This is a genomic window from Umezawaea sp. Da 62-37 (assembly GCF_032460545.1).
Taxonomy (GTDB): Bacteria; Actinomycetota; Actinomycetes; order Mycobacteriales; family Pseudonocardiaceae; genus Umezawaea.
Genome location: NZ_CP135965.1, coordinates 10,081,620 through 10,108,397, shown reverse-complemented (window position 1 = coordinate 10,108,397; position 26,778 = coordinate 10,081,620). Strand labels below are relative to the sequence as shown.

At 70.4% G+C, this 26,778-nt stretch carries 14 protein-coding genes; 10 read left to right on the top strand and 4 right to left on the bottom strand.

The window, feature by feature from the left end; genetic code table 11:
- The first annotated feature begins 14 nt into the window (after positions 1 to 14).
- The 8 genes from RM788_RS45675 (at position 15) to RM788_RS45640 (ending at position 13,284) form a co-directional block, all read left to right on the top strand.
- The gene (locus RM788_RS45675) at positions 15 to 2,450 is read left to right on the top strand and encodes a TIR domain-containing protein (protein WP_315927018.1); all 2,436 of its coding nucleotides are present in this window, start codon (positions 15 to 17) and stop codon (positions 2,448 to 2,450) included.
- A complete protein-coding gene (locus RM788_RS45670; RefSeq protein ID WP_315927016.1) occupies positions 2,443 to 4,032 on the top strand; it encodes a hypothetical protein in 1,590 nt (529 codons plus the stop codon). Before RM788_RS45675 ends, RM788_RS45670 begins: the two co-directional genes overlap by 8 nt.
- On the top strand, positions 4,029 to 4,565 hold the full coding sequence (locus RM788_RS45665) for a hypothetical protein (protein ID WP_315927013.1): 537 nt from the start codon (positions 4,029 to 4,031) through the stop codon (positions 4,563 to 4,565). Before RM788_RS45670 ends, RM788_RS45665 begins: the two co-directional genes overlap by 4 nt.
- The gene (locus RM788_RS45660; protein ID WP_315927011.1) at positions 4,562 to 6,211 is read left to right on the top strand and encodes a hypothetical protein; all 1,650 of its coding nucleotides are present in this window, start codon (positions 4,562 to 4,564) and stop codon (positions 6,209 to 6,211) included. Before RM788_RS45665 ends, RM788_RS45660 begins: the two co-directional genes overlap by 4 nt.
- A 496-nt stretch (positions 6,212 to 6,707) precedes the next feature.
- Entirely contained in the window at positions 6,708 to 7,715 is a 1,008-nt protein-coding gene (locus RM788_RS45655; RefSeq protein ID WP_315927009.1) for a hypothetical protein, read from the top strand.
- Positions 7,716 to 7,746: 31 nt separating this feature from the next.
- Positions 7,747 to 8,694 (top strand): TIR domain-containing protein, encoded by a 948-nt coding sequence (locus RM788_RS45650; RefSeq protein WP_315927007.1) that lies wholly within the window; start codon positions 7,747 to 7,749, stop codon positions 8,692 to 8,694.
- A gap of 46 nt (positions 8,695 to 8,740) precedes the next feature.
- Positions 8,741 to 9,412, top strand: a complete 672-nt coding sequence (locus tag RM788_RS45645; RefSeq protein ID WP_315927005.1) for a Crp/Fnr family transcriptional regulator — start codon at positions 8,741 to 8,743, stop codon at positions 9,410 to 9,412.
- 197 nt (positions 9,413 to 9,609) lie between these two features.
- Complete coding sequence (locus tag RM788_RS45640) at positions 9,610 to 13,284, top strand: tetratricopeptide repeat protein (RefSeq protein ID WP_315927003.1); 3,675 nt, start codon at positions 9,610 to 9,612, stop codon at positions 13,282 to 13,284.
- On the opposite strand, the gene RM788_RS45635 is transcribed toward RM788_RS45640, so the two are convergent.
- Both RM788_RS45635 and RM788_RS45630 read right to left on the bottom strand, forming a co-directional pair.
- Positions 13,271 to 14,209 (bottom strand): hypothetical protein, encoded by a 939-nt coding sequence (locus tag RM788_RS45635; RefSeq protein WP_315927001.1) that lies wholly within the window; start codon positions 14,207 to 14,209, stop codon positions 13,271 to 13,273. The two genes, RM788_RS45640 and RM788_RS45635, sit on opposite strands and share 14 nt — an antisense overlap.
- Positions 14,206 to 16,347, bottom strand: coding sequence for an ATP-binding protein (locus tag RM788_RS45630; protein ID WP_315926999.1), 2,142 nt, complete (start codon positions 16,345 to 16,347; stop codon positions 14,206 to 14,208). Before RM788_RS45630 ends, RM788_RS45635 begins: the two co-directional genes overlap by 4 nt.
- 231 nt (positions 16,348 to 16,578) lie before the next feature.
- Here RM788_RS45630 and RM788_RS45625 point away from each other — a divergent pair, with 231 nt between their 5' ends.
- Together RM788_RS45625 and RM788_RS45620 are read left to right on the top strand one after the other, a co-directional pair.
- Positions 16,579 to 18,654 carry a toll/interleukin-1 receptor domain-containing protein gene (locus RM788_RS45625; RefSeq protein ID WP_315926997.1) on the top strand — a complete coding sequence of 692 codons (2,076 nt, stop codon included), beginning with the start codon at positions 16,579 to 16,581 and terminating at the stop codon, positions 18,652 to 18,654.
- Between the two features lie 223 nt (positions 18,655 to 18,877).
- Positions 18,878 to 19,759, top strand: coding sequence for a helix-turn-helix transcriptional regulator (locus RM788_RS45620; RefSeq protein ID WP_315926995.1), 882 nt, complete (start codon positions 18,878 to 18,880; stop codon positions 19,757 to 19,759).
- 5 nt (positions 19,760 to 19,764) lie between these two features.
- On the opposite strand, the gene RM788_RS45615 is transcribed toward RM788_RS45620, so the two are convergent.
- Complete coding sequence (locus tag RM788_RS45615; RefSeq protein ID WP_315926993.1) at positions 19,765 to 24,105, bottom strand: CHAT domain-containing protein; 4,341 nt, start codon at positions 24,103 to 24,105, stop codon at positions 19,765 to 19,767.
- Positions 24,102 to 26,768 (bottom strand): protein kinase domain-containing protein, encoded by a 2,667-nt coding sequence (locus tag RM788_RS45610; protein ID WP_315926991.1) that lies wholly within the window; start codon positions 26,766 to 26,768, stop codon positions 24,102 to 24,104. Before RM788_RS45610 ends, RM788_RS45615 begins: the two co-directional genes overlap by 4 nt.
- Positions 26,769 to 26,778: the final 10 nt, after the last annotated feature.

Genomic DNA, 26,778 nt, shown 5'->3' with positions numbered 1-26,778 from the left:
TGGAGGCTCGAGGCGTGGGCGGTGTGTTCATCAACTACCGGAACGAGGACGGGGCGTGGGTGGCGGCCTTGCTCGACCTCGACCTCTCGCGCAGGTTCGGGTCCAAGCAGGTCTTCCGCGCCAGCCGCTCCGTCGGGCCTGGTGACTTCCAGCCGCAGCTGGAGCACCGCGTCCGGGACGCCTCGGTGCTGCTGGCCGTGATCGACCGCGAGTGGGCGGATCCGGTCTCCGGCGGCAGGCGCCTGCAAGACCCCGACGACTGGGTGCGCCGCGAGATCGAACTCGCCTTCGAGGCCGGGGTGGAGGTCATCCCCGTCCTCGTCGACACCGAGATGCCGAGCCGGGAACTGCTCCCCGAGCCCTTGCGCCCGCTGGTGGTCCGCAACTACACCAGGTTGCGCCGCCGCACCGTGGACGACGACCTCGCCCGCCTGGCGCGCATGGTCGAGCAGGTCGCGCCGGAACTGGCCTTCTTCGATCTCGTCGACCGGCGTCCCCGGCCGTCGCGTGCGGGACCTCCCAGCGCACTGCTGGATCCGCACCGCGCGCTGGTGGACTTCCAGGAGCGGGACGGCGTGGTCGCGGACCTGGAGACCTGGTGCCTCACCCAGGCCGGACCACCGGTGGTGCTGACGGGAACCGGCGGTGCGGGCAAGACCCGCACGGCGGTGGAACTGTGCGAACGGATGGCCGCACGAGGATGGCTCGCGGGCTTTGTCTCCCCGACGATGCAGCCCGAAGTCCTGCGACGGCTGGACACGGCGCTCGGCCCCGCGCTGCTGGTGTTCGACCGCGCGGAGACCCGCGGCGCCCAGCTCGCGGCCGCGCTGTCCGCCGCGGCCCACCGGCCGGAGGACGGACGACGGGTCGCGGTGCTCGCGTTGGCGCGTTCGGTGGGTGACTGGTTCGAGCACTTGGCCGACGCGGAGTGGGGCGCAACACCGGTGCCGTACGTGTCCGTAATGGAGCTGCCAACCCCGACCGGTGGTCATGCCGAGTTCTTCGCCGCCCACCGCGCGTTCGCCGCGGAGTCCGCGGTGTCCGCGGCCGCGGCCGAACCTCCTGCTTTCCCGACCGCGCTGGACGCGCACGAAGCGGCGCTGGCCGAGGTGCTCGGCAGCGCGGTGGGCGACCTGCTGAAACTCGAGCGCCAGTACTGGGTGGCGACCGCCCCGGTGTACCAGCTACCCGACGCGCATCCTGCGCGGTTCGCACAGGTGGTGGCCGCGGCTTGCTTGTTCGGCGCGTCCGACGACGCCGAAGCGCTCGCCACGTTGCGACTGCTGCCGACCTTCGCCGACGACGGACCCGATGTCGTGCGGCGGTACGGGGATTGGGCCCGCGAGCTGTACCCCGGTATCGGCGCGCTGAACCCGATGGCGTCGAGGCGCCTGACCGAAGAACACGTGACCACGACGATGACTCGGTACCCCGACCTGCTGGACCTGCTGCCCGCGGTCACCCCCGAGCAGGCGGTGCGGGCCTTCACCGGGCTCGCCGCGCCGGCTGCCCAGCACCCCGAGCTGGCGGCGCGGCTGGGCGCCGCGGTCGCGAGGGCCCCCGCCCGGCTGGTACCGGCGGCGATCGTCGCCGTGGCGGCGACGGACGAACCCGACGCGCTCGTGGCGGCCGTGGCCGACTGCGCAGCGGAGCTGAGCACCGAAGACCTGGACGTGGTCGTCGGAGCGCTGCCCCGGCGCAGCCTGGTCCTCGGTCCTGTCGCGCTCCGGTTGGAGGAGCGCGCCTGGCAGGTGCACCGGTACGAACCGAACGGGGACCTGGTGTCCCGCCTGGCCCTCCGGTTCGCCGCGCGGGCCGCCTACCTGGGTGTGCGGCAGGACGACGCGGTGACGGCGGCGCTGGACCAGGTGGAGTCGCCCTCTCCCGCGGTGTCGGCTGAGGCTTGGGCAGTGCTGGCGTTGCTCCACACCGGTGACCGTGCCGTCGAGGCCGGTGCGCTCGCCGTAGCGGGATTCCGGGACCTCGGCCCGCAGTACCACGGGCAGTACGCCACAGCGCTGCACAACCAGTCGGTGCGGCTGCGCTCCGGTGGCCTCGCGACCGAGGCTGGAGAACTCGCCCGCAGAGCCGCGGCGATCGCACGGGAGCTCGTCGCGCGCGATCGGCCGACCTACCTGTCCTTGCTGGCGGACGTCCTCGACAACCTGGCGGCGGCAACCGGCGATGTGGCCTCGGCTCGGGAGGCGCTGGAGCACCGCCACGACTTGGCCCGCGTGCGGAACGACGCGTACCTCGCCCCGTACGCGGGCACCCTGAACACATTGGGCAGGCTCCTGCGCGATGACGACCCCGAGTCCGCCCACCAGTACCTGCTGGAGGCGCGTTCGCGGTACGAGGCGCTGAACCACCGGCACCACGGTCGGTTCGACCGCGAACTGACCGTGGTGACCGACAACCTGGCAGCGCTGGAGGGGGACACCAATGGCTGACGACCACCTCGCGCGACTGCTGTTCGACGGCCCGGTCGGCTCCGGGCGGTACACCCCGACAGCGGGCGCGCGCGTCCGCCTGACCGGTCGGGACGAGGTGCTCGACGCGATCGTCCACTTGCACGAGGTCCACCACTGCGCGTTGAACGACGGCACCGCTTGGGGCGTTCTGCTGCACGCCCTGGCCCGTGTCCCCGGCCGGCCGCTGGGCGACTTCCTGGACGTGGCGCGCAAGACGCACGAGACGTTCGCGACCTACTCCAGCACCAAGACGGTCGAGGCGCACTACGGGCCGTCGCACGGCGTGCTCGACGCCTATCCGGCCTACGCGCCGCTGCACGACGGGATGACCGCGCTGCTCGCCGGGGTCCAAGGCGCGAACCGCAAGCTGACCGTCGTGACCGCGCTCGCCAGGGTGTGCATGCAGTCCCCGGTTCTCGAGTTCGCAGTCGACCGCGGCGTGGACGCGATCAGCCTCGCCGACGTGCGCGCGGTGGACCTGCCCGACCGCCGATGGGCCCGGTTGCTCGCCGGTGGTCCCGAGATGGCCCGCCGCGTCGCCGAGACCGCCGACGACGCGACCGCCTCCACGTTCGGCCGCGCGCTCCTGGACGCCGATATCGGGGGCGAAGGGCTGAACGTCACCTCAGCCGCTGAGCACGACGAGCACTGGCGCACCTGGGAGATCGCGGCGTACGACGCTGTACGGCACGAACTGCCCGGGACCGCAGTGCTCGACTACGCGGGCCACCGGGAGGGCGCCGCCGCGGTCACGGCGCTCGTGCCCGGACTGCGCTTGCGCGGAGTCGCGCTCGACGAACCAGCGCTCGACGACCACGAGCTCAGAGCCGCCATCATCCAGCAGATGGCGCACGACCTGCAGGAGCGGGAGCACATCCCCTCACGGGTGGTGTCGCTGCCCGTCGATCGCTTGGTCGCCGCGGTCGCCGCCACCACGGTGATCAACGGGGTGCCCCATCTGTTCGTCGACGTGCGACAGTCTGCGGCGCTGGCCGACGAGTACGACTGGACCGGCCCACCGCCGGGTGACGGCCCGGTTGTCGTGGTGCGCCTGGTCGACACCGACGGCGCCGTCCTGCACCGGGTCGTCAACACCATCGCCGAACTCCACGAGGTGGCTGACGAGTGGGGCTACCGCGGGCCGGTCGTGTGCTGCGTGACGACCTCCTGCCTGGCCGACGCGAGGTGGCGGGACGCGTGGCTGCCGGAACTGCCGGGTGTCAACGCCGTGCTGGTGGACGTGGAGGCGGAGCGCTTCCTGCCCGGATGGCGCGCGGGCGGCACGCTGGTCCGGGCGACCAGGCTGTCGCTCGACGATCCCGCACGCGCGGCGGTGGTGGTGCTGGTGCTGCGGCTGGAGGGGAATCGGCACCCGTGGTTCGCGGTGGGCGACCGCATCACCACGACCCTGCTGCTCGACCAGATCCGCGCCTCCCTGGGCGCGGCGTTCACGGAGTCCGCTCTGCCGGACGCCGAGGTGGAGGAGGCCCGCGCCGCTGCCCTCCACCTGCTGCACACGGAGTCCTACGTGGGGTTCACGGGGTTGGAGGAGCGAGGGTGACCAAGCAGAACGACGACAGGTTCGACGCGTTGCTCGCGAAGGCCGAGGTGCCGGACGGAAAGGTTCGCCGTCCGGACCTGGAACGGGTCGCGAACGGTGTCGGCAGCCCCGGCGAAGACGACTTCATCGAAGCGACCGCGAAGTTGTCGAGCTTGGAGTGGGACAGCGGAGCGCGCCGACCGGAGGGCTACCTCGAACTGCACGCCGACGAGTGGAGCATCGACCTGGGAACGGCGGCCAACCGCGAGGCGGTCACCTGGGCCCTGGCGGCTTCCGCGCTCGTGCGCGAGAACGTGGCCGACAACTCCATCGTGTGGGTGGCCCGGCTGCTGCCCGCCATCGGCGACCTGGTGGTCACCGAGGTGGCGGGCACGACGGAGGTGGTCCTGAGGATCACCGCCACCAGGGTGCCCGACCGCCTGGCGAAGCAGGTCAACCCACTCGACTTCGCCGACTTCCTCGACGCGGCGCGCGGTGCCGCGGAGATCGCGGTCACGGGCGGCGTGCGGCTGCGGATCGAGATGGCCTCATGAGCACCGACCACCTCGCCGCACTGCTGTTGTCAGGCGACCGCGGTGTCGACTCCGGGCTCTACCACCCAGGGCGGTTCGAGCTGCGGCTGTCGGGGTCGGACCGGGTGCGGCACGAGATCGTGCACATGCACGAGGCGCACCACCTGACGCTCACCGACAACACCACGTGGGGCGCTGCCCTGCACTTGACGGCCCGAACTCCCGCGTGGCGGAGCGACCACTTCGTCCCGCTGCTCGACCTCTGCCGCTCGGTGCAGGAGGCCTACGCCACGTTCATGAGCGTGAACGTCGTGCTCTCCCGGCACGGCGCGGTGGACGAGGCACTCGCCGTCTACCCGGACTACGAGCCGCTCAACCGGGCGTTCGACACGCTGCTCCGGCCTGTCCGGGGTCCCCACCGGCGGGCACTGGCGGCGGGCGCGGTGGCCTGGTGCTGCATGCAGTCGCCGGTCCTGACGACGTTGGCGGGTATCGGACCTGAAGCGTTCACCATCGCCGACCTGCGGGAAGCCGACCACCCCGATGAACGGTGGCGCAGGCTGCTCGCCGCCCCGGACGTGGTGGCGTCGGCCTTCGCGTCCGCGGACGCCCGCGTGCGCGACGCGTTCGGAGAGGAGGCGCTGCGGGCGGACCAGCCCGACCGACCGACCGCGGCGGCGGTCGACGACGGGTTCGAACCGGCGTGGCTGCTGTGGGAAAGCCATGTGTACGCGGTCATCGGGGAGCACCTGACCGCGAGAGGAGCCACGCTGCTCGACCACCGGACCGACTTGGAGCACGCCGTCGCACCTCTGCGCCTGCTGGGCGGGGACGGCCCGGTGTTCCTCCCCGACCCCGACCCGCTGAACGACCAGGTGATCTCCGAGACCGTGCTGCGGAACGTGGTCTACCAGTTCGCGGACGACCTCCTGGACAGCCGGTTGCTCGTCGTCGATCGCGACGTGGACATCGACGAGGTCGTGCGTGTCGCGGACCTGACCTCACGGCTGGGAGGCGTGCCGACGCTGAGCATCAACGTCCGCTTGGCCCACAGGCTCTCCGAGACCTACCGCTTCGACCAGGACACCGCCACGACCTTCGCCGCTCGGCCCGCTGAGCCGGTGGTGGCCGTGCGCGCCGTCGCGGACGACGGCGAGGGTGGCGATGTGCTCTGGCACGTGGAACTCGCCGAACCCGAGCACGTGATCCGCCTCGTCGAGGAGTGGGGCGATCGCGGGCCTGTGCACCTGCGCCTCGGGGGGAGCTGCCTGTGGGCGACGGAGTGGCTCGCGCGCTGGAAGCCGGCCCTGGACGCGGTCGGCGACGTGGTGGTGCTGCTCGACACCAGCCTCGACGCCGTGTCGGGCAAGTGGTCCGAGGCGGGCGGCACCATCGACCACAAGGTCGTGTCCTTCGCGGGAACGCCGCTCACCGCCGTGGTGTTCGCTCCGCCGGACCGGAAGGCGCTGTGGCTGGTGCTGGGCGACCGGGTGATCGCGGACATGGTCATCGGCCTGCTGGCGGCTCTGCCGAACCTGGTCCTCCGCACGCCGGACGCAGTCGACTGGCGGGAAGTCGACCAACTCATCCTGCTGGCCGCCACGCAGATCGCCCACACCGAATCCCATGTGGACTTCAACGCTCTTCGCGGCTATCCCTGGTCGTGAGCAATGCTCCACCCCTGCGTCCTGATGTCGGCGTTCCTCCGCTGATCCCCAACAGGTCCGGAATGAACCAGCTGCCGTGGTTTCTTGGACGATGGCGGCCTCGCAATGACACAGGTGCACAACGCTGCCCTACCTGATGTTCGTCCGGCTCGTCGGCTCTACTCGGCCCTGGACGGACATCGCTGGCGGACCGAGAGCGAGATCCGATCAACCCGACAGCGCCGCGGACGGGTTGATCATGCCTGCACGCCGAACGGGTGATGCTGCCCGGGAAGAACGATCCGGCCTGTTCATGGCGCAGGAGTTCGTGGTGAGAGGGACGCGCGCCGCCCGGCGTGAGTGCCTCATGTGAGGCGAACGGGCACTGGATGCCCGGTTGGCGCGTGATGAGCTGGCTTCACATTCGGGTCGGATCACGGTGCGTGAGCACCTTCCGCCCCACGTGAGTGCGACCGGCTCTCACCACCTCCCACCACGCGAGACCTCGGAGCATCCGTTGGACAACGACGAGTTGGCGAATTCCGCCGTGCAGACGGTGGCGCAGTACCTCATCAGGAAGAACCAGTTGGGCAGCGCCGCGACGTACGACAACGGGTTGGAGAACCTGCTCGTGCTGTTCGAGGTGAAGCTGGTCGACCTCCATGCGGACGGGGGCGTCGAGCGGTTCAAGAACCACCCGGAGAGCGCCGTCGAAGCCGGGACGGTGCGGTTGCACCTCGTCCGTGCGATCGGACAGGACGCGGACTTCCGCGACCAGCTCGTTTCGGCAATGGGAGCGGGTGGAGGTGGCGTGGGAAAGTCGCGCGGCAAGCGGGTGGCCCTGACCGTTTTCGGACTGGTGGCAGCACTGGGGCTCGGCGTCGTGCTGGCACGGGCTGTCACTCCGGGAGAAGCCGCTCCGGCCACGGTGACGGTGACGTCTTCACCTCAGACGACAACGACTGCGACCACAACAACCACGTCCACCACCACCAGCAGCGGCACCACGACCACGGCCCCGCCCAAGCCGACGTCCGGCAGCTCGGCGGCTGGTGTGCCGGGCGACGGCAGCGTGCTCGCCAAAGGCGCACCGGTCTACCTCACCGAATTGCCGCGGCCCGAAGACGACTGGGTGTTCAAGTACGGCGACCACGACGTGCAGCTGACCCAGTATTCGCAGTCGCTGTGGTTCAACCTCGCCCAGTGCAACAGCAGCAGGCAGAGCGGTGTGCAGCAGTTCCGGCTGAAGAACTTCAGCCGCTTCGAGGCGAAGGCCGTGGGCACCGACTCGACCGCGAGCCCGTCCCTGGCCGTCAAGTACGAAGTGTTCGTCAACGACGACACCATCAACCCCGTGATCGAACTGGTGGCCAACCCCGGCGAGGCGAAACCGCTGGCCGTCGACCTGCCGCCAGGCACCTTCGCGCTAACGCTCCGGACGTCGCTGACGACAGCGGACAAGTCGGCGTGCAAGTCCGGCAACGCGGTGTGGGGCTCGCCCCACGTGATCGCTGCCGGACGATGAGACGGGCAACGGGATCGAGGCTGGAGACGAAGTGAGCGACAAGATCTTCATCAACTTCCGGTCGGGCGACGCGCAGGACACCGCCGTGCTGATCGACCAGAAGTTGAGCAGGGCCTGTGGAGAGGACCGGGTGTTCCGGTCCAGCCGATCCATTCCCGCGGCTGCGATGTTCGAGCCGGAACTGCTGGCAGCGGTGGCTGCGAGCGCGGTGGTGGTGGTGATCATCGGTCCGAATTGGCTGGCCCGGGACGACAAGGGCAACCGGCGGATCGACGCTCCCGCGGACTGGGTGCGCACCGAGATCGAAACGGCGATGGCGAAGGGCAAGCACATCGTGCCGGTGCTGGTGGGCGACCGGCGGCGACTCGACGACACCGACGACCTCCCCGTCAGCATCGGCTCCCTGGCAGGCCGCCAGTACCTCCGGTTCCACCACCGGACGGCCGATCTCAGCCTCACCCACATCGTGGACGAGGTGCGCAGGCTCGTCCCGGGCCTGCCCGGCACGGCCATGCCGAAGCCAACGGACGCGGTCCTGCTGACCGCGCTCCCGGCGATCCGACCTTCCTCCGACGTGCGGTTGACCACCGCCGACATCAACGGACGGCACTACAGCTCCAGCGTCGTCTACCGGTCCACCACCTACGCGAACAGCCCGCGCGGGTTGATCAGCTTCAACCTGGGCATGCACTACCGACGGCTGGAAACCGTGGTCGGCGTGCTGGACAACGCCGAGGACGCGGGCCAGACCGGCGTCTTCCAGGTCCTGGTCGACGGATCGCTGCGGAAGGAGGTGATCGTCAAGCAGGGGCGGCCCGAGGAGTTGAGGGTCGACGTCACCGACGGCCTCAACCTGCAACTCGTCGCCTACCGACCGGACACGATCGGCAGTCCGCTGCTGGCGGGCGCCCGGATCGCGTCCGGCCTGTCGAACAACCTGCCGGCACTGGCATGGGGAAATCCGGTCCTGCACCCCTGACATCGGGATGCGGTCGGCATTCCTCTCCGCTGAAGAAGGGGGCGGCGTGATCGCACGCGAACAACTGGCGCTCGACTTCTGGAGCCGCCTCGACACCGCGGCGCGGACGGCGATCACGAAGGCCGCGCGGGTCGTGAAGTACCGCAAGGGCCAGATCCTCATCAAGGTGTCCGCGAAGGGGACCTGGTTGGCGGTGCTCCACGAAGGCCGGGTGCGGGTCATGAGCCCGGACGGCAACCGGATCATCGCCACCAGATCGGCGGGCGCCGTCGTCGGCGACCAAGCCCTCATCGACAACAAGGTGAGGTCGGCAACGGTCCAAGCCGAGACGGACGTCGTGGTGTACGTGCTCGGCGAGGCGGCGTTCGCCAAGCTGGTCGCCGACCATCCGCACGTCATGCGCGTGCTGTACTCGATGGTGTCGGAACGCCTGCGCCAAGCTCACGGCGCGATGAGCGACCAAGCCGACAACGCCCTCACCAAGGTCGTGCGGCACCTCCTGCGGCACCCTGCCGTCGTCAAGCGGACGAGCGGACGGGACGTCTCGGTGCGCATCACCTCGCAGACAGCGCTGGGCGACCGGCTCGGCCTGTCACGAGCCTCCGTGGCACGGGCGTTGGAGAAGCTGCGCGGCGCGGGGCTGGTCACCACCGAGCGCGGTGTGGTGACCGTTCGCAACGTCGCCACGCTGCGCTCGTGGGAGCGTCCGACCGCCTGACGAGAGCGGGGACATGAGCCGTGCCCGAGTCTGCCCGCATCTGCGGGCCGAACCACGGGACTCCACTCGGCGCACCACGACCTCCGGGCCCGGAGGGACGAGATCCAGCGGCCGCAATCCCGCGAACCGCGGAACACCCCGACTGACACCGATGTCAGCGGTCAATCGGTGGAGGGTGGCACGTGCACGAGGTCTTCATGAGTTACCGCAAGGTCGACCTGCGGCTCATCGCGGCGGCGCTGCACCAGTTCCTCGCGGGGCGGCTCGGGACGACCAGCGTGTTCATGGACCACACCTCCATGAGTTCCGGCGAGATCTACCCGCCCGCGCTGCGTGCCGCTCTCGCACGAGCGCGGGTGCTCCTGGTGCTGGTCGGCCCCAACTGGCTGGCCGACGATCCCGGGACTCCCGGAAAGCGACTGGTCGACAGGGAATCCGACTGGGTCCGGCGGGAGATCCGCGAGGCCCTGCGGGCGGGCATCGAGATCATTCCTGTCCTGGTGGACGGCGCTACGCTGCCCAAGCCCGGATCGCTGCCCGCGGACATCGAGGCGGTGACCATGCGGCAGACCACCACGCTGCAGTACCGGACCTTGGCGGCCGACTACGCCCGGCTCGTCGACGCCATCGCCGAGCGCGCCCCGGAGCTGCTCCTCGCCGACCTGTTCGACGAGGAGCAGTTGCTGTCCGCGGATCCGATGCCCAGCGAACTGCTGCGCTCGGAGCACCGCGTGGTCGGCTACGTCCCGGACGACGAGCGCTTGGCCGACCTGACGTCCTGGCTGGCCGAGGCGAACCCGTTCGCCGTGCGGCTGATCACCGGTCCCGGCGGGTGCGGGAAGACCCGACTGGCTACCGAACTCGTCCTCGAGGCGAAGGAATCCGGATGGCAGGCCGGGTTCGTCCGGGAGGACGTCGACGCCGACACCATCGGCCGGGTCGCCACCGTGCGAAGCCCGCTGCTCCTGGTCGTCGACTACGCGGAGGGGCAGTCGCACCAGCTCGCGACACTCGTGGCGGCCGCGCTGGACCGGCAGGCCGCGGTGCGGGTGCTGCTGCTGGCCCGGTCGTCGGGACAGTGGCAGCGAACGCTGCAACGGCACCGGACCAGTCGGATCGCCGACCTGTTCACCGAGGTGCCAGCCGACGCGATCACCGCGATCGACGTGGAGCGCGAGCGGCTGTTCTACACCGCCGCGCGGGCGTTCGCGAACAAGCTGGACATCGAACTCGGCTCGCCGGTGACACCCCCGGACGACTTGGACGACGCCCGCTTCGACCGCATGCTGGACATCCACGCCGCCGCACTGGCCTCGGTGTTGGACATCCGGTCTCCGGGTCCGCTGTCCGACCGCGACGATCCCGTCCGAAGAGTGCTCCACCACGAGGAGAACCACTGGCTCAGGACGGCGGCCGACCACGGCCTCGCTCCGCGCACCGACGTGCTGCGCGTGGCGGTGGCCGCTTCGACCCTCGTCGGTGCCGACCGGCCCGCCACCGCACGGGCGGTGCTCGGCGCAGTGCGCGGGATCGGGGACGGCGCCGCCGTCGCCGGCTACCTGCGGTGGCTCACCGAGCTGTACCCCGGTCCTGCCGCGCTGAACCCGCTTCGGCCGGACAGGTTGGGCGAAGACCTCGTCGCGGCGGTGCTGGCCGAGGAGGAGTACCCCGACCTCGCGAAGGACCTGTCCACGGGCCTCGACGAAGGCCAGCTAGCCCGCGCGGTGGTCGTGCTGGCACGCTCGCTCCCCCGCCACCCCGACGTGCGCGGCGCCGTCGTCGACCTGCTGTCCGACGAGCCCGCCAAGCGCATCCCGATCGCGATGGTCGTCGCCACCCAGGTCGACAGCCCTCCGCTGGTCGACGTCCTGTCGGAGCTGAGCGGCGACGAACTCGCGCCGGTGATCGTGGACAGCCTGCCGGACGGCACACTCGCCTTGGCCGCGTTCGCCGTCGTCCACACCAGGGCGTTGCTGCGCATCGAATCCCGGCGCACCCCGGTGAGCGAGGTCTTCGTCGCGGAGTTGCGGCACGACCTGTCCGTGAGGTTGACCGGGATCGGCGACTTCGACCAAGCGCTCGTCACCTCCGCGGAAGCCGTGCGGGACTACGAGGCCCTGATGACCCGTGGACTCGCCGACGCCGACGACCTGGCACGGGCGTTGACCACGAAGGCGAACGCCCTCTCACGCATCGGACTCTGTCGTGACGCGGTCCCCGTCGCGACCGCGGCGGTGGACCTGGTCGGCGGCCCGGAGGCCCTGCCCACCGACGACCCCCGTCTGGACGACCACGAACTGCTGCGCACCCGAACGGACGCGCTCACCACGCTCGCCGACCTGCAGCACGAACTCGGCGAGGTCGACCAGGCGATCAGCGCGATCACGCAAGCGGTCGCGAACGCGAGGGTGCTACTCAAGGCGGCAGGGACCGAACACGACGTGCTGGAGAGCACCGGCGCCTTGGCGTCCGCGCTGGAGACCCTGGCCTCGATCCGCGAAAGCCACGACGACCTCCGGGACGCTCTGCGCACGAACCAGGAAGCCGTTGGCCACTACCAGGATCTCGACGACGTGGAGCCGGACCGCTACCGCAGCGAACTGATCCGAGCGCTGGGCAACCTGGCAGGCACCCACGCGCACCTCCGGGAGTGGCCCGAGGGAGCGGCACTCGGTGAGAAGGCCGTGGCGCTGGCGCGTTCGTTGGTCGCGGCGCACGGCGACACGCACCTGGAGCGTCTGGCCGACACGCTCAACAACACCGCCGCGCTGCTGCGCAGGCTCAAGCGGCACGAGAAAGCACTGGAGTACCTGGAGGAAGCCGTTCCGCTCTACCGCGGCCTGGCCGATCGTCTGCCGGGCGTGCACCGGATCGCGCTCGCCGACGCGCTGCACAACTTCGGCAACTGCCTCGGCGAACTGGGCAAGTGGCACCAGGCGGTCGACGCGTACGACGAAGGCGTCGAGATCCACCGCAAACTCCCCGATCCGACGCCGGATCAGGAAGCCGACCAGGCCGAGATGCTCGTCGGCTGGGCGCATGCGCTGGTCGCGCTGGACGACGACGAAGAGGCCCTGCTGCTGACCGCCGAGGCGGTTGACCTGCTCGACCGGTCTTTGCGGGTCGACCGGACCAGGACGCGGATCAAGCTCGTGCACGCGCTCTACCTGTCGTCGGCCACCGCGTTCGACCTGGACCGGTTCGACCAAGCGGTGCGGGATGGCCGACGCGCGGTGGCGCTCCGATCCGGGATGGGGGTCGACCACGATCCCGAGACGCGCAGGGAGCACGCCGGGGCGTTGCACGTGCTGGCGCGCGCCCTCGACGCCAAGGAGGACCACCCCCGATCGGCCTCCGTGTTCGCCCACGCGCTCGCCGTCCAGCGCGAGATCCCCCTCGACGAGGACGGCGACGAGGTCCGATCCGAGCTGGCCGGGATCCTGCTCGACGCGGGGGTCTGCCTGAGCTCCCTCGGAGACCACCCCGGCGCGTTGCGGCACAGCGAGGAAGCGGTGGCCATCCGCCACGACCTGCTCACCGACGACCCGCGAACCCGCTTCGAACTGGCTGAGGCGCTGAACAACGTCGCCGACGCCCACTGCGACACCGAGGACTGGGCGCCTGCGAAGACCGTGGCGGCCGAAGCGATCGCGATCGCCTCCGCCCTGCACGACGAGCACGCTGCCGGAAGCGGGGAACTCCTCGTCTTCGCGCTGGTCACCGGTGCGCGCTCCGCAGGCCCCGACGGCAAGGCCGAGGCGACCACCCTACTGCGCCGAGCCTGGCGCACGGCCGGGTCGGACGACCGCGAACTGGTGCGCGAGTGGGCCGGTCGACTCGGGATCCCCTTGCGGCGCCTCAAGGAGCGGTGACCACCACCGGATCGAGAGGTGAGGTGGTCGCGGCTTCCTGGCCGAGCACGACGCAGCGCAGGTCGACATCGTGGTCGAGGGTCGGGGGCCGGTCGAACAGGAGTGCGCCTACAGCGACCAGGAAGGTGCGGATGACGGCGTCACTGCCCTTCTTGGTCAGCGGGGCCTGGAAGAGGAGGTAACGCGCGGCCTGCCAGGAGCGCACGTCGTGGGGTCCGGTGGCGGCCAGCAGTGCAACTGCCGCCGTGTACATGGTGCTGCGGGCGTCATCGGCGGCGGTGACGGCGTAAAGGGGTTCACCGCCGATCTCGAACCGGGCGGTGTCATGGCCGCGGACGGTGACGCGGTCCATGAGCACGGCGGCGACCTGTCGGGCCGCGGCACCGCGCACCAGGGAATTGCCGACGACGACGTCACCGCCGGGCAAGGTGACGGTGTTGCGCAGCACGTCACCGGTGTTGTGCTCGTGGGCGAAGCGGTCGACGACCGCTTGGCCGTAGGCGAGCATCAGCCGGTGGGCAGGGGTGTCGTGGCCGCCGCGATAGGTCTGCGTCCCTGACTCCCAGACCGAACCGTCGCGCAGCCTGCCGAGGTAGCCGAGGCGGTCGTAGTTCGCACCGCCCTCGGTGATCGTCTTGGTGAACCTGGACGCGTCGAGCGCGAGGCCCTGGCCGAGACGGCCGGGTGCGCGGAGCGCCAACCGGTGGCGCCATCGAACCAGATCGGCGTACGCGTCCCCCAGCACCGCGACCTTCGCCGCGTGCGTGCTCGACCGGGGCAGCTCGGTGGCGAGCCGCGCCCTCGTCTCCTCGGCGGCGGACGCCTGCTCGACGGCGAAGGCGCGCACCCTGGCCAACTGGGCCGGGTCGGTGGTGCGCAGCGCCAGGTCGGGAGTCGGGAAGTTGGCGGCGGTGATGGCGCTCATGCCCGTTCCCCCGGGTGGTCCGCGAGCCTGGCGCGAACCCGGTCGGCGTCCTCGACGCGCTGCTGGCCGTCGTACAGCGCGAGCGCACGGCGCCAAGCTGTGTCCGCGGCGTCCGCCTCCCCCAGCCGCGCGTGCGCGTCGCCGACGCGTTCGACCGTCTGCGCTTCGTGCGAGGCGTTGCGGCCGTGGAACAGGTCGAGTGCACGCCGGTAGAACTCGAGCGCGCCGCGGTCGTCGCCAGTGCGGTGGGCGAGGTAGCCGAGGCTGTCCAACGTGGTCGCCTCGCCGTCGACGTTGCGGTGCGAGCGGTACAGCACCAGCGCGTCGGAGCAGTGGGCCTCCGCGTCGGCGAACCGACCGAGCCTTGTCTCGTACCGGGACACGAGGTCGAGCGCGTCAGCCTCATGGCGGGGCACCCGCGCGGAACAGTAGAGGTCGAGCGCGGACTTGGCGTGCGCCAAGGCTTTCTCGTCGTCGCGCAGACGTTCCCACGCCCTGGCGAGCGCCCGATGGGTGTGGGCCTGGTTCTCGACGTCGGCTGTGCCCTCGGTGATCGTCAGGGCGATCAGCAGGTGTTCGACAGCTTCCTCCGGCTCTCCGATCCTGGCGATCGACGAGCCGAGCAGTCTTCGCGCGAGCACGGTCGCCACCGGGTCGTCCAGGTGCTCAGCCGCGGCGAGGGCGGACCGCCATCCGGCGACCTGCTCCAGGAAGTGCCCTTGCTGCCAGTGGAACGTGTGCAGCGCCCACGTAAACCTCCAGACCGCGAGGTGGTCGTTCCGCCGCACGGCAAGTTGTCGGGTGGCGAGCAATCCCCCGTGTTCGGCGGAGAACCAGACCAGCGCGGACTCGCGGTCCGCGACCGGCTCCGGGCGGCAGCCGGGCTCGGGGTCGTCGAGGACGATGGGCACGCGCCCACCATCCAGTTCGGCGTCGCAGGCGAGCGCGGTGTGCAGGTAGTGGTCGACGAACCGCCGCACTGCGGCATCCCGGAGGTCGGGCGTGGCCCCCTGTTCGGCCCGGTTCGCGGCGTACAAGCGGACGAGGTCGTGCATCCGCCACCGGTCCGGCTGGTACTCCCGCACCAGCGACAGCCGGTCCAGCGCCCGCAGCACGGACCTGGTCTTGGTGGTGGACAGGTCGAGCAGGCTCGCGCCGAGGTTGACGGACAGGTTCGGCGCCGGGGCGAGGCCGATCAGCTCGAACGCCCTGGCCTGCTCCTGGGTCAGGGCGTCGTAGGACCAGGAGAGGACGGACGCGAGGCTGGTGGTGGGATCGCCCGCGTCGAACGCGTCGACGCGCGTGGTGGCGTCCCGCAACTCATCGGCCAGCGCGGACAGGGGGAAGCTCGGGTGCGCGCTGGCACGGCCCGCGACGATCGCGAGGGCGAGCGGCATACCCGCGCAATACTCCTCCAGGACGGTAACGGCGTCGGGCTCTGCCTCCACCCGCGCTTCCCCCAGACGCCGTACGAGCAACGCATGCGCGTCGGCGCCGGACATCCCGGTCAGCGGCACCGTTCGCGCGCCGACCGAGATGACCAGCCCGTCCAGCCGGTTGCGGCTGGTGACCAGGGTCGTGCACATCCGGTTGTCGGGCAGGAGCGCGGTGACCTGCGCAGCATCCCGCACGTTGTCCAGCAGTACCAGCATCCGCCTGCCCGCGACCAGGCTGCGGTACCGCCCGACCTGGGCGTCGAAGTCGGCCGGGATCGAGTGGTGGTCGACGCCGAGCCCGTCGAGCAGGCAGCGGACCGCCGTGGCGAGTTCCATCGGCCGCCCGCTCGGCGAGTGGGCACGCAGATCGACGTAGAGCTGCCCGTCGGGGAAGCGGTCGAGATTCCGATGAGCCCAGTGCAGGGCCAGCGAGGTCTTGCCGATTCCCCCGGAACCGACGACCGCGGTGACCGGACCGCCCGAGTCGTCGAGCGCGGCGGTCATCATCGCCGACTCGCGCTCCCTGCCGGCGAACCAAGGCGGAGCGGGCGGCAGCTGGCGAGGGATCGGGGCCTGCTTCACCGCGGAGTTGAGGTACACGTCCCCGGTGATCGTCCCGGCCTGCAGGACGTGTCCCGACGGCGATCCGTTGATCTCGTTCCTGACCTCCGGTTCACCGCCGCCGGACTTGCCCAACACCACTTGCAGCCTCCTGTCTCCTCGGTGCGACCGGCGGGCGACTACCGCCCACTGGTGCTTCCAAGGTGAGATTAACGTCCGATCAGGCGAGCACCTCAGGTCTCGCGCGCGACAGGAAGTCCGACTTTTGCGGAGGACGGTCAAGATCGTCCGCCTACCATCTGCCAACCGGGTCGATCCACGGCGGCGGTCCCCGGCCCACCAACCTGAGCGGTCCGAACGGAGATCGGCTGAATGGCAGGCGTGTTCGTCAACTACCGCGTCAACGAGACCTCGTACGTCGCGGCGGGGATCACCGGGGTGTTGATCGACAACTTCACCGCGGACCTCGTGTTCCGGGACGCGGTGTCGATGAAGGCGGGTGAGCACTACCCCAGCACGATCCGCGCCGCGCTCCACGACGCCGACGTGCTGGTCGCGGTCGTCGGTCCGGAGTGGATGCAGGAAGACCCCGGCACCGGCCGCCCCAGGATCGAGGGTGAGCGCGACTGGGTCCGTTTGGAGATCGCCTACGCGCTGGAGAACGGCATTCCCGTGGTGCCCGTCCTGCTGCAGGACACGCGCTCGCCACGGCACGCCGAACTCCCGGAGAGCATCCGGGCGTTCGCGAGCCTGCAGGCCGAGCGGTTGAACCACCGGCAGTGGGCCGACGACACCGCGAGACTGGTCCAGCGGCTGGTGAACCTGGTGCCCTCGCTGGTCGTGCCGAGGCTGTTCGTTCAGCCGCCCGCCGAGCCGGACCCGAACGCCTCCCCCAGCACGCTGCTCCGGCCTGAGCAGCGTGTCGTGCCCTTCTCGGGCCGGGAGCGGGAACTGGCCGACTTGACGGCGTGGGCCACCGACTCCGCGGCCAACTCGACAAGGCTCGTGGTGGGCGCGGCGGGGTCGGGCCGGAAGCGGCTGGCGCTGGAACTGTGCCACCGGCTGGCGAACGCCGGATGGCTGGCGGGTGTGGTCGATGGCGAGGCTCCGGCCGCGCAGATCCGACGCACCAGCGCCATCGACAAGCCCCTGCTCGCGGTCGTGGACGACGCCGAGTTGCGCTCCCACCAACTGCTCGCACTGGCGGAGGCCGTGAGTGCTCGCACGGCGACGCTCGACGCCCCGAGCAGGCTGCTGATCCTCGGCCGGTCGGACGGCGCCTGGCTGCGTCCCTTGCGCGAGCACGCCGACGAGCGCGTGGCCGCGCTGTTCCGCCCAACGGGTCGGGCAGGCACGATGACAGTGGAGCCGCTCACACCGCACACGTCGTTCGCCTCCGCGGTCGAGGCGTTCGCGGACGCTCTCGGCGTCACCGCGGACGTCCCCTCGCCGCCCGAAACGAACGCCACGACGCTGGAGGTTCACGCGCTTGCACTGTGCACCGCGTTGGCGCAGGGCGGATTCGGACCGCCCGAGGACACCGATGACCCGCTCGTAGCACTACGGGGGTACGACCTCGCCCAGTGGCGCAGGCGGATCAGCGCTGAGGGTGGAGCGGAGGACGACCTCGCCGCGCTCGCGGTGATCGGTACATTCGCGACGTTGTGCGTCCCCACGTCGGCCGACCAAGCCGAGGCACTGGCGACGCGGCTGCCCGACATCCTCGCCCAAGCGCCGATGGACGTGCGCAGGCACGTGGAGCGCTGGTCCCGGCTGCACCCCGGTCCCCATCAGCTCAGCGCGCTGAGTCCGGCCCCCCTGGGCGCCGTGCTAATCGCCGACACGCTGGCCGATCACCCGTGGATCATTCCGGTGCTGGTGGGGAGTTCGTTCCCCGACGACTGGCTTGCCACCGCGCTGACCACACTCGGCCGCGCGCTGCCCGACCACCCGCGACTACGCGAGCACGTCACGTCCCTGTTCCACGCCAATCCGCGCCGAGTCGAGCCGTTCGTCAGCGCCGTGATCGGCAGGCTCGAGGATCCGGAGCCGTTCGCCAGGGCCGTCGCCGCGGAGATGGGCAAGCTGGACTGGCAGATCCCCGACCTCGTGTCGATCATGGGGAAGATATCGGTCGACGAGGGAGGCCACGATGCGATCCGCGGCGCGATGATGGACGCGTTCCTCGGGGCGGCGAAGAAGTTCACCGCCCAGGCCCAAGCCCACGGCGACATCAAGACTCCTCCGGGCATGGAGCCGTTCCAGAAGGTCGTCGACAACCTGACGACGCTGTTCCAGGACTTCGTGGTGGGCGCGCTCGACCCGAAGTCGGGCCGAACCCCGACCGTCGACGGCAAGCCGATCGTGCCCGAGGGGCCGATGACGGTGCTTCGCGACCTCTACTTCGGCCACCAGCGGGAGAAGCGCAAGGAAAAGGAACAGGACTGACCTGCCTTGCAGACGGACGCCTCTCATCAGGCCTTGTGCAGGCAGACGCCCGCATCGCCGACTGCGGCGGTCATTCGGTGGCAACGCCTTGGCCAGTTGGTGGACAAACCATTGACTCGCCTTTTTCCTGTCGGCTTGATCGCGTGTAATGAACGCCTGTGCACACTGCGACGACGGAGGCGGGATGGCAAGGCCTCGGCAACGCACGTCCACGCTGGCGGGTTTGGTGAGCACAGCGGCGGAGGAGCTCTACAACAAGCTCAGGTTCGCCCGTGGCATGCGACACGCGCAGTTCGAGGCGCAAGAAGCGGCACTGGAGTTGAAGAATCGCGGTTTGGTGCGATGGGACGAGACCAGTGAGGTCGTCAAGCCACTCGACGAGGCAACCGCGTTGCGGCTCCTCCTCGACGACGAACACGTGCGAGTGGCCGACGCTCACAACCGAATGCTCGCGGGCTGGGACCAACTCGTCAGCCTGCTCCCGGAGTCGGTCGGTCCGCAGACCGACTCCGACGGCCTGCGCGTGCTCACCGACGCGGGCCAGATCGCGGACAAGGCCGCCGATCTGCACTCAGGACCACGCCGGTACCTGCGCGTCGTGGAGAACGGTGAATCGTCGAGTTGGCTACCGGGGGACCGGAAGCACGCAGGTCGCACATCCGCGCAGTACCGGATCATCCACCAGGCCGGACAACTCCAGAACGCCGGGCATGTCGGGGATTTCGCCCCGCGGTCACGAACGCGGATCACGGCGAAAATGGTGCACGTGGACGACGCGGTCGCCCTTGTGGCGCTCGACCGCGCCGGTACAAGTGCGATGCTGGTCGAAGCGCCCGCGCCGCTGGCCCTGCTCGCCGAGTGGTTCGACCTGCTTTGGGCGTCGCCATCGACGGTGCGGCACCAGTCCGCACTCGAAGTGGACGGCCTGAGTCCCCTGCACCGGGAAGTGCTGTCGCTGATGGACCGCAGCGACGCCGCCATCGCCCACCAGACAGGGGTCAGCGTCAGCACCGTGCGAAGACGCGTGAAGGACATCTACGACCTTCTCGGGGTGCACACCCGTTTCGCCGCGGGGACAGCGGCCGCGAAGCGCGGGTGGCTCTGACTCCGTCATCGCCCCAGATGGGTGAAACCCGCCCAAGCGTGCGCGCGACGGAGTTCAGGGTCTCCAGCACGCTTCGCCAACCCTTCCGGCAAGTCGGGAGGTGCGACTCGTTCCGGGTCGACGGCCCACAGCTGAGCCGCGCGCAATGCCTCTGCCGGACTGAGGCCGTTCTCGTTCATCTCCCGGTGGAAGACGCACATCAGCAGGCTTGAGAACACGTCGTCGACCGCCCACCGCGAGCCGATGACCCCCGTCGCGCCGTTGACCAGAAAGGCGGCGCCCAGGGTGAGCACCTCGTCGTGCACCCCCGCGGTGAGGTCGCTGTGGCACGCCGCGAGCACCACCAGTCCTCCCGGCAATGACCGGTCCCCGTTCACGTGCCGGAGAATCTGCTCCACGGTGAGCTTCTGCCCCTCCGCGAGCCTCAACCACGACCGCGAGGGAATCGCGCCGCTCGTCGCGTGGCACGACAGGTGCAGCATCGAGGCGAACCTCGACGCCAAGCGCACCTCGTCCGGTGTGCCGGGTCCGGAGGTGGGCACGGCGGCGCTCGACCGCCCGAGGTAACGACCATCCGGGTAGAACCGGCGCAGGTACTCGACCTCCCCGTCCGAGGCGACCAGGTCGTTGGTCGGGTTCACCACGAGCACCGGTCGTTCCCCCAGGGGGACGCGGTCGCGGGACGCCACGTCGCAGTACTGCTGGGCGGTCGAGGCGTAGGACACGGTGGCCTCACGGAGGAGGAGCCTGCCTCCAGGTCCGGACGCCGCGTGCCAGGGCAGCACGCCAAGACCACCGCAGGCCACGAGCACCAAGTGGGGTTGACGGCCCACCCGCGCGACGACCCGGTCGATCAGCGGCCCGGCCGCGACGGTCCACTCCCACGCGGCGATCTCGTCGACCGCCTCTTCCCAACGAGCGCGGGCGACGTCATCGTCGGGTTTCCCCTCGGACTCCTGCCTCGCCCGCAGGTACCACTCGATGGTGCCGTCGTCGTCCCGCAGCAACGGGAACACGACCTCGTCGGTGTGTTCGTCGGCGTAGACAAGCAACGCGCGCCCATAAGCCTCGCCCTGGCACGGGATCAGGTGGACGACGACGTCCGCGCCCGTGGTTCGCAGGGCTGCGGCGACGTCCCCCACCTCCGGCGTCCGATGCAGGCGCCTCCCCGCATCCGTCCCGTCGAGCGTGGTGAGGACCCGCTGGCGCAGGTCGTCATGCCCGGTCGAGGCGCCCAGCACCGCGGTGACCGACAGCAGGCCAACGTCCTCGCCCACCTCCACCGGAGCATCCACCACCTGGTGCGCCCGCTCCCACTCGTCGGCCAGCACCTCGTGCCCCTCCGTCCGCAGCACCGTGCTCAGGTTCGCGGAGGTGGACGCCGCGTTGAGCACCAGTCCTCGGCCCGCTTCCACCGCCCGCAACGCCGAGTGGTGATCGCCGAGCGACAGGCACCGCAGCGTCAGCAGGAGCGAATGGGAGGCCGCATCGGCCACACGGGTCAACGCGTGGTCACCGCCGGTCTGCAGCAGCACGAGCCGCGCGTAGCAGGTCAGCAGCTCGAATCCGATCGCGACTGCTCGCTCGGCCTCAGCGGGCCCGCCCTCCGACCAGTACACGGCCGCGATCGACGCTCCCAGTGCGGGGAGGAAGTGGATGTCGTTCACGTGCCGCTCCTCCACAGCGCGTTCGAAGCAGTTCAGCACCTGGTCTGCGGTGTCCCGGTCGGGGCGGGACATGTGCTTGGTCATCCAGATCACGGTGAGCAGCACGGGGACGACGCCGACACCGGCGGGGAGCAGTTCGGGGTGGTCCAGCAGCTCCTCGGCCCGGCGAACGGTGTCGGAAAACAGCGCCTCGTCGCCGACCAGACACGCCCCCACCGCGTCCAGCGGGAGCGACCGGATCACCACCAGCCGGTGAAGCCTGCTGTTCGGAGGCATGAGCGAGAGGGTCCGCGAGGTGATCTCCCTGGCCCTCTGCAGCCGCGCCCCGTCGCCGTGGCCGCCGAGGTCCGCCAGGATCAGGTCCGCCAGCTGGGTACCGAGGCCCAGGACGGTGTAGGGGTCGACTGGCGTGCCCGCCACAGCCGCCTCGAACCTCTCGGACATCCCGGCGATCGTGATGTCGGAATCCTCGAACTCCTCCGTGACGTCGAGCCCGACGATGGTCCTCGTGTAGAGCAGGCTTTCGACCAGGTCCCGCTCGTCGAGAACGCAGACGCCCGCCCGAACCGATTCGACCAGCAGGACGAGGTAGGCGTGGGCCGAGTCGGCGTCCCGCAGATCGCCGAAGCACCGGAACCGGTCCACGAGGTTCAACGCCAGGTACGACATCGCGTCGTAGCACAGTTGGTGGGTCCTGGGCAGGATGTGCAGGATCCGGCGCGAGTAGTCGATCGACGCGGTCAGATCCTCGTAGCGCCGTGTCTTGACGAAGGTCATCGACTCCAGGAGCGCCAAGGCGCCCAGGTACCGTGCGCGGTGCACGCGGTCCTGGTCGACGTCGTCAGCGTGCTCGACCAGGAGCGCCTCCGCCGCCCCGCCGCGGTCGACGTCGCCACCCAACCCGGCGAGCAGGGCGACAGCGGTGCTGTAGAGGAGCAAGCAGTCGGAACGCAGAGACTCCCCGATCCGGGTCGAGTTCACCAGGTCGTCGAAGATCACCGCAGCCTGTCGCAGCAGTTCCACACCGTCCGCGGCCGACGACGAGAGCCGCACCAGGTGAACCCCGACGCGCTGCCCGACAACCAGTCGCACGGGGTCGTCGTGGTCGAGTCCGGCGCTCGCCTTCCGCAGCACCGCCACCGCCTCCTGGTTGGCGCGCTGGACAGTGCCGGGATCCCCGGTATCGGCGAGGTCGTTCGCGCGGTAGGAAAGCAGGAGTCCCACCACCGCCAGGTGTTCGGCGTGCCCCCGACTTCCGCGGGGCACGACGTGCGAGTTGTCGAGCAGCCACGCGAGCAGCCTCTCGCGCGCGTCGGCGTCGAAGGCCATGAACGAGCGGAACGGTGAGTCGAACGGAAGGACGCCGCCACCCCTCGACCGGGAGTCGATCAGCAGCGCCACCCCCAGGCCGAGCACGAAGGGCAGGTCCTCGTCGAGCGAACTGGCGTGCCGCGCCGCGGCAAGCAGCACGTCGACTCCGGCCGCCACGACCGCGCGGTCATCGGTGCGGAGGCCGACCTCGATCAGCGCCACTTCGCGCACCGTGTCCAGCCAGCCCTGCCGCACGCTGTCGACCACATCCTCCGCCAGCAGCTCGTCGAGCAGATCCACGACCACGGTGAAGTCAGCCACGTTCGGAGCCGCTCGCAACGAATACGCCTCCAGCAGGGCCGAGCCCGACTTGTCGCCGGCGCGGCGGGCCTCCTCCAGGAACCTGATCGCCCCGTCGACGTTGTCCTCGGTCGGCTCGTGCTTGGCGCGTTCCAGGTAGAAGCTCCCGAGCACTTCGCGATGGCTCTCGGGCATGCCCCCGGTCTTGTCGTGGGAGGTGGTGAGCAGCCAGATCCCGTGGTCGGCGTCCATCGGATCGGCGAAGTCGAGATGCCGCAGGTAGAGGGCGGTGGCGAGGTTCTCCGTGACGTCGGGGTCCTCGACCTCGATGGCATCGAGGTACTCGATGGCCAGCCGCAGTTCCGCGCTGTCCGCGCCGGAGCGGCGGAATTCGTCGTCGTGGTAGCGGAAGGTGTGCAGGCGGGCGAGGGAGTACCTGATCCCGTCGGTCATCCCGCTGCCGCCGGACTTGCCCAGGTTCCGCGTCAGCAGGTCGATCGGCCTCTCGAGCACCTCGATGGTCGCGTTGCCTCCCATCAACCGCTGGCACTCCCTCATCTCCAAGACTTGTCCCAGCCTGATCTCGGCGACCACGTGCTCGTGCTCGTCGGGATCCGACTCGAGCGCCCAGGTGAGGGCGACCACCGATTCGTCAAGCACGTCGTCATCGGTCCGGTCCGAGAGCTCGTAGCTGCTGAGCAGCAGGTCCCCCAGCCTCAACCGGTCCTCGACCTCGACCGGTTCGTACGCGACAAGCACCCGCGCGGCGCTCAGCGCTCGGGCGAGGTCCTCCTTGCCGTCCTCGGACTGCTCCCAGAGTTCGGTGCAGACGTTGCGCAGGGCGAACTGCGCGGCGAACCAGTGCGATGAGGTCTGCGGCACCACGGCGAGCGTCCACTCCGCGTGGTAACGGGCCTCTTCGAGGTCAGCGCGATCGCCATCACCCTCACCCGCCTGGTACCGGTCGAACAAGGCCTCGACGAGGTCGATCCGCACCTGCGGTTGCCGGTCGAACCCCGCTCCGGCCAGCCGCGCCCGCAACGCGTCGACCGGATCCGTCGCAGTCACCGCCGGGCCAGTCGGTACGCGCCGCGCACGCACAGCACCGCGAGCGGCAGGTGGACCAGCAACGCGGCCCAGACCGCGCCCGGACCCCACAGGCCCGAGAACCACGCGAGCGGCTCGACGAACGTGTCCCGCCGAACAGCGGCAAGCGGTTCGACGAGTTCGACGGCCGCGCCGAGGACCCCGGCACCCAGAACACCAACCGCCAGCAGCCAACCGGTGCGCGGCCAGGCGATCGCCGCGAGCCCGGCCACGACGACGGCGAGCAGGGCGTACTGCGACTGCGTCCACGCGGCCACGACGCCGACATCCGCCACCGGCACCCCGCCCACCTGACCGAAGAACTGCGTCCTCATCACGCAGGAAGCCCAGGAGACCGCCATCAGCGCCACGGCGAGCAGGGGGAACACGGCGAGCCTGCGCGCCGGGGAGGCGGTCCCCACCAGTGAGCGTTCGACCCACGGCTCACCGGACTCCGTCCGCCGGTAGACCGGCACGAGCGCGACAACCGTTGCCGCGGCGCAGATCACCAACCCGAGCCACACCGCGTCACCCCAGATCCCCGCGAGCGCGATGACCGCGTCCTCCAGCACGTCCGGTCCGCCGATCGCCGTGAACGGCGGCAGGTCGGCCACCACCAGCGCGCACCCCGCGGTCGTCGCCCAGGCCAGCACCTGCCACCGTCGCCGCGGCCCGCCCAACACAGCGCTGAGCGCCGCGAGCACCATCGCGACCGGGAGCATCGCGCGCTGGGTGACGAGCGCTGTCGCGGCCGCTGTCGCGTGTTCACCCGGCTGCCCGGAGATCACCAGGTCCACCTCGGTGGCGAGACCTCCGATCCAGGCCAGGAAGACCATGCCGGTGAACGACAGCAACGCCAGCCCGATGCCGCCCAGAACGCGCTTGCCACCGTGCTTCAAACGGGTCAGCCACAGGCTCCGCTGCTCCGCGGTCTCGCCGTGCGCCCGCTCCCGGAGCAGACCCGTGGCGGCACGCAGGGCGAGGCCCTGGCTGGTGTCCGGATTCGTCCCACGCGCCCGACGGCACAGCGACAGGAACCAGTCCGGGCCGACGAACGTCGTCAGGTTCGCGTGCCCCAACGGACCGGCGGCCGCTTCAGGCACCAGCCGGATGGCGGATCCCGGTACCAGGAGGAGGGTCACCGCCAGGTCGTGCAGCCGGTCCCGCTCGCCCGAGTTGAGCACCACCGGACCGTCGGAGGTGACCACCCCGCCGATGACGCGTTCCGCGTCCGCGACGGTGTCGTGCAGACGACTGGCCAGCCGGTCGAGCATCGCGCACCGTCCGCCGCGGCATGTGCCGTGCGCGCACGCGTACGCGCCCGCGATGCCGAAACCGTTCACCTGCGCCAGTTCCCGCACCACAGCGGATCCGGTTCCGGTCCGCAGGAGCTCGACCAGTCCGGCGGCGTCGATCGGGTGACCACGCCAGCGCGGCCTGACCTTCGGCGCGAACACCGCTCCGAAGGCCAGGATCAACCGGTGCGGCGCCAGCGGGTCGTTCGCCAGCCCGCGCAGCAAGTTCTTGTCAAGGCGGTCCTTCAAGCCCTCCTTGTCGAGCCAATCGTCGAACGCCTGCCGTTCCGGGCTCGCGAGCCAGCGTGCCGCTGGGTTGGGCTGGTCGAGCATGGCCACGGCCAACAGCGCCGGGTCGTGGAAGACCCGACCGTCCCCGAACGTCAGAGGGCTGCGCCGGGGCGCGTCGGAGACGCCCCTGTCGTCGTGGACGACCGGGGGTGTGCCGCCGTCCAGCCACTCGACGACCTGCCCGTAGCCCCAGCGATCATGGGGATCCTTGGTCAGCAGGCCTCGGATCAGCAGGCGCCAGCGCTCGTCGACGTCCTCGGAGGGGTCCAGCACGCCCACCGCGAGCCATCGCCGCATCACCAGGCGACCCAGCTCGTCATGTCCGGTCGCCGGGGTCGGAAGCCGATCGAGCGCGAGTTGGTGGGCGATCACGCCGAGCGACCACCACGGCCACGGCGACCGCTTCTCCTCCCACAGGACCTCGGGTGGCGTGTAAGCGCGCGCCGCCGTGAAGTTGGGTCCCATCTGCTGGCTGGCGGAAAACGCCACCACCCCGCCGAAGTCTGCCAGCACCACTCGCAGCTCGGTGCCGGCGCGCACCATGAGGTTGTCCGGCTTGAAGTCCAGCGGGTTGCGGTCGACCACGCGCTGCCAGAATTCCAGGCACTCCGCGATCGCCGCTATCAAGTCCTTGGCCCTACCCGCGCTCGGCTTGGTGGCGATCAGATCAGCGGCGGTCTGGTCGAGGTGTTCCATCGCCACCCAGTCGACGCGGCCGCCGGGCGTGCGGACGGTGCCGAAGTCGTGGATCTCGGGAACGTGCGCCCGGAACGCGGGATCGCTGAGGTGCCGCAGGAGTTCGAAGTCCACCGGCATTCCGTGGTTGTACACCTTGACCGCGACGGTGGCCCCGGTCTCCACCACCGTGCACCGCCACACCGTTCCCTCGGTCCCCTCACCCGACACCCGCACCGGGGTGAACCGGCCGAGGAGTTCCGCGGGGAAGGAGCCGTCCCCCGGCCGAGGCCCACCGGCCCCCTGCTGCACAGTCGGTTCACGCCGTCCCTGCTGCCGGGTCGGCGTGGCGCCCCGCGGTACCGACGGGGCGCCTTGCTGCACGGTCGGAGTG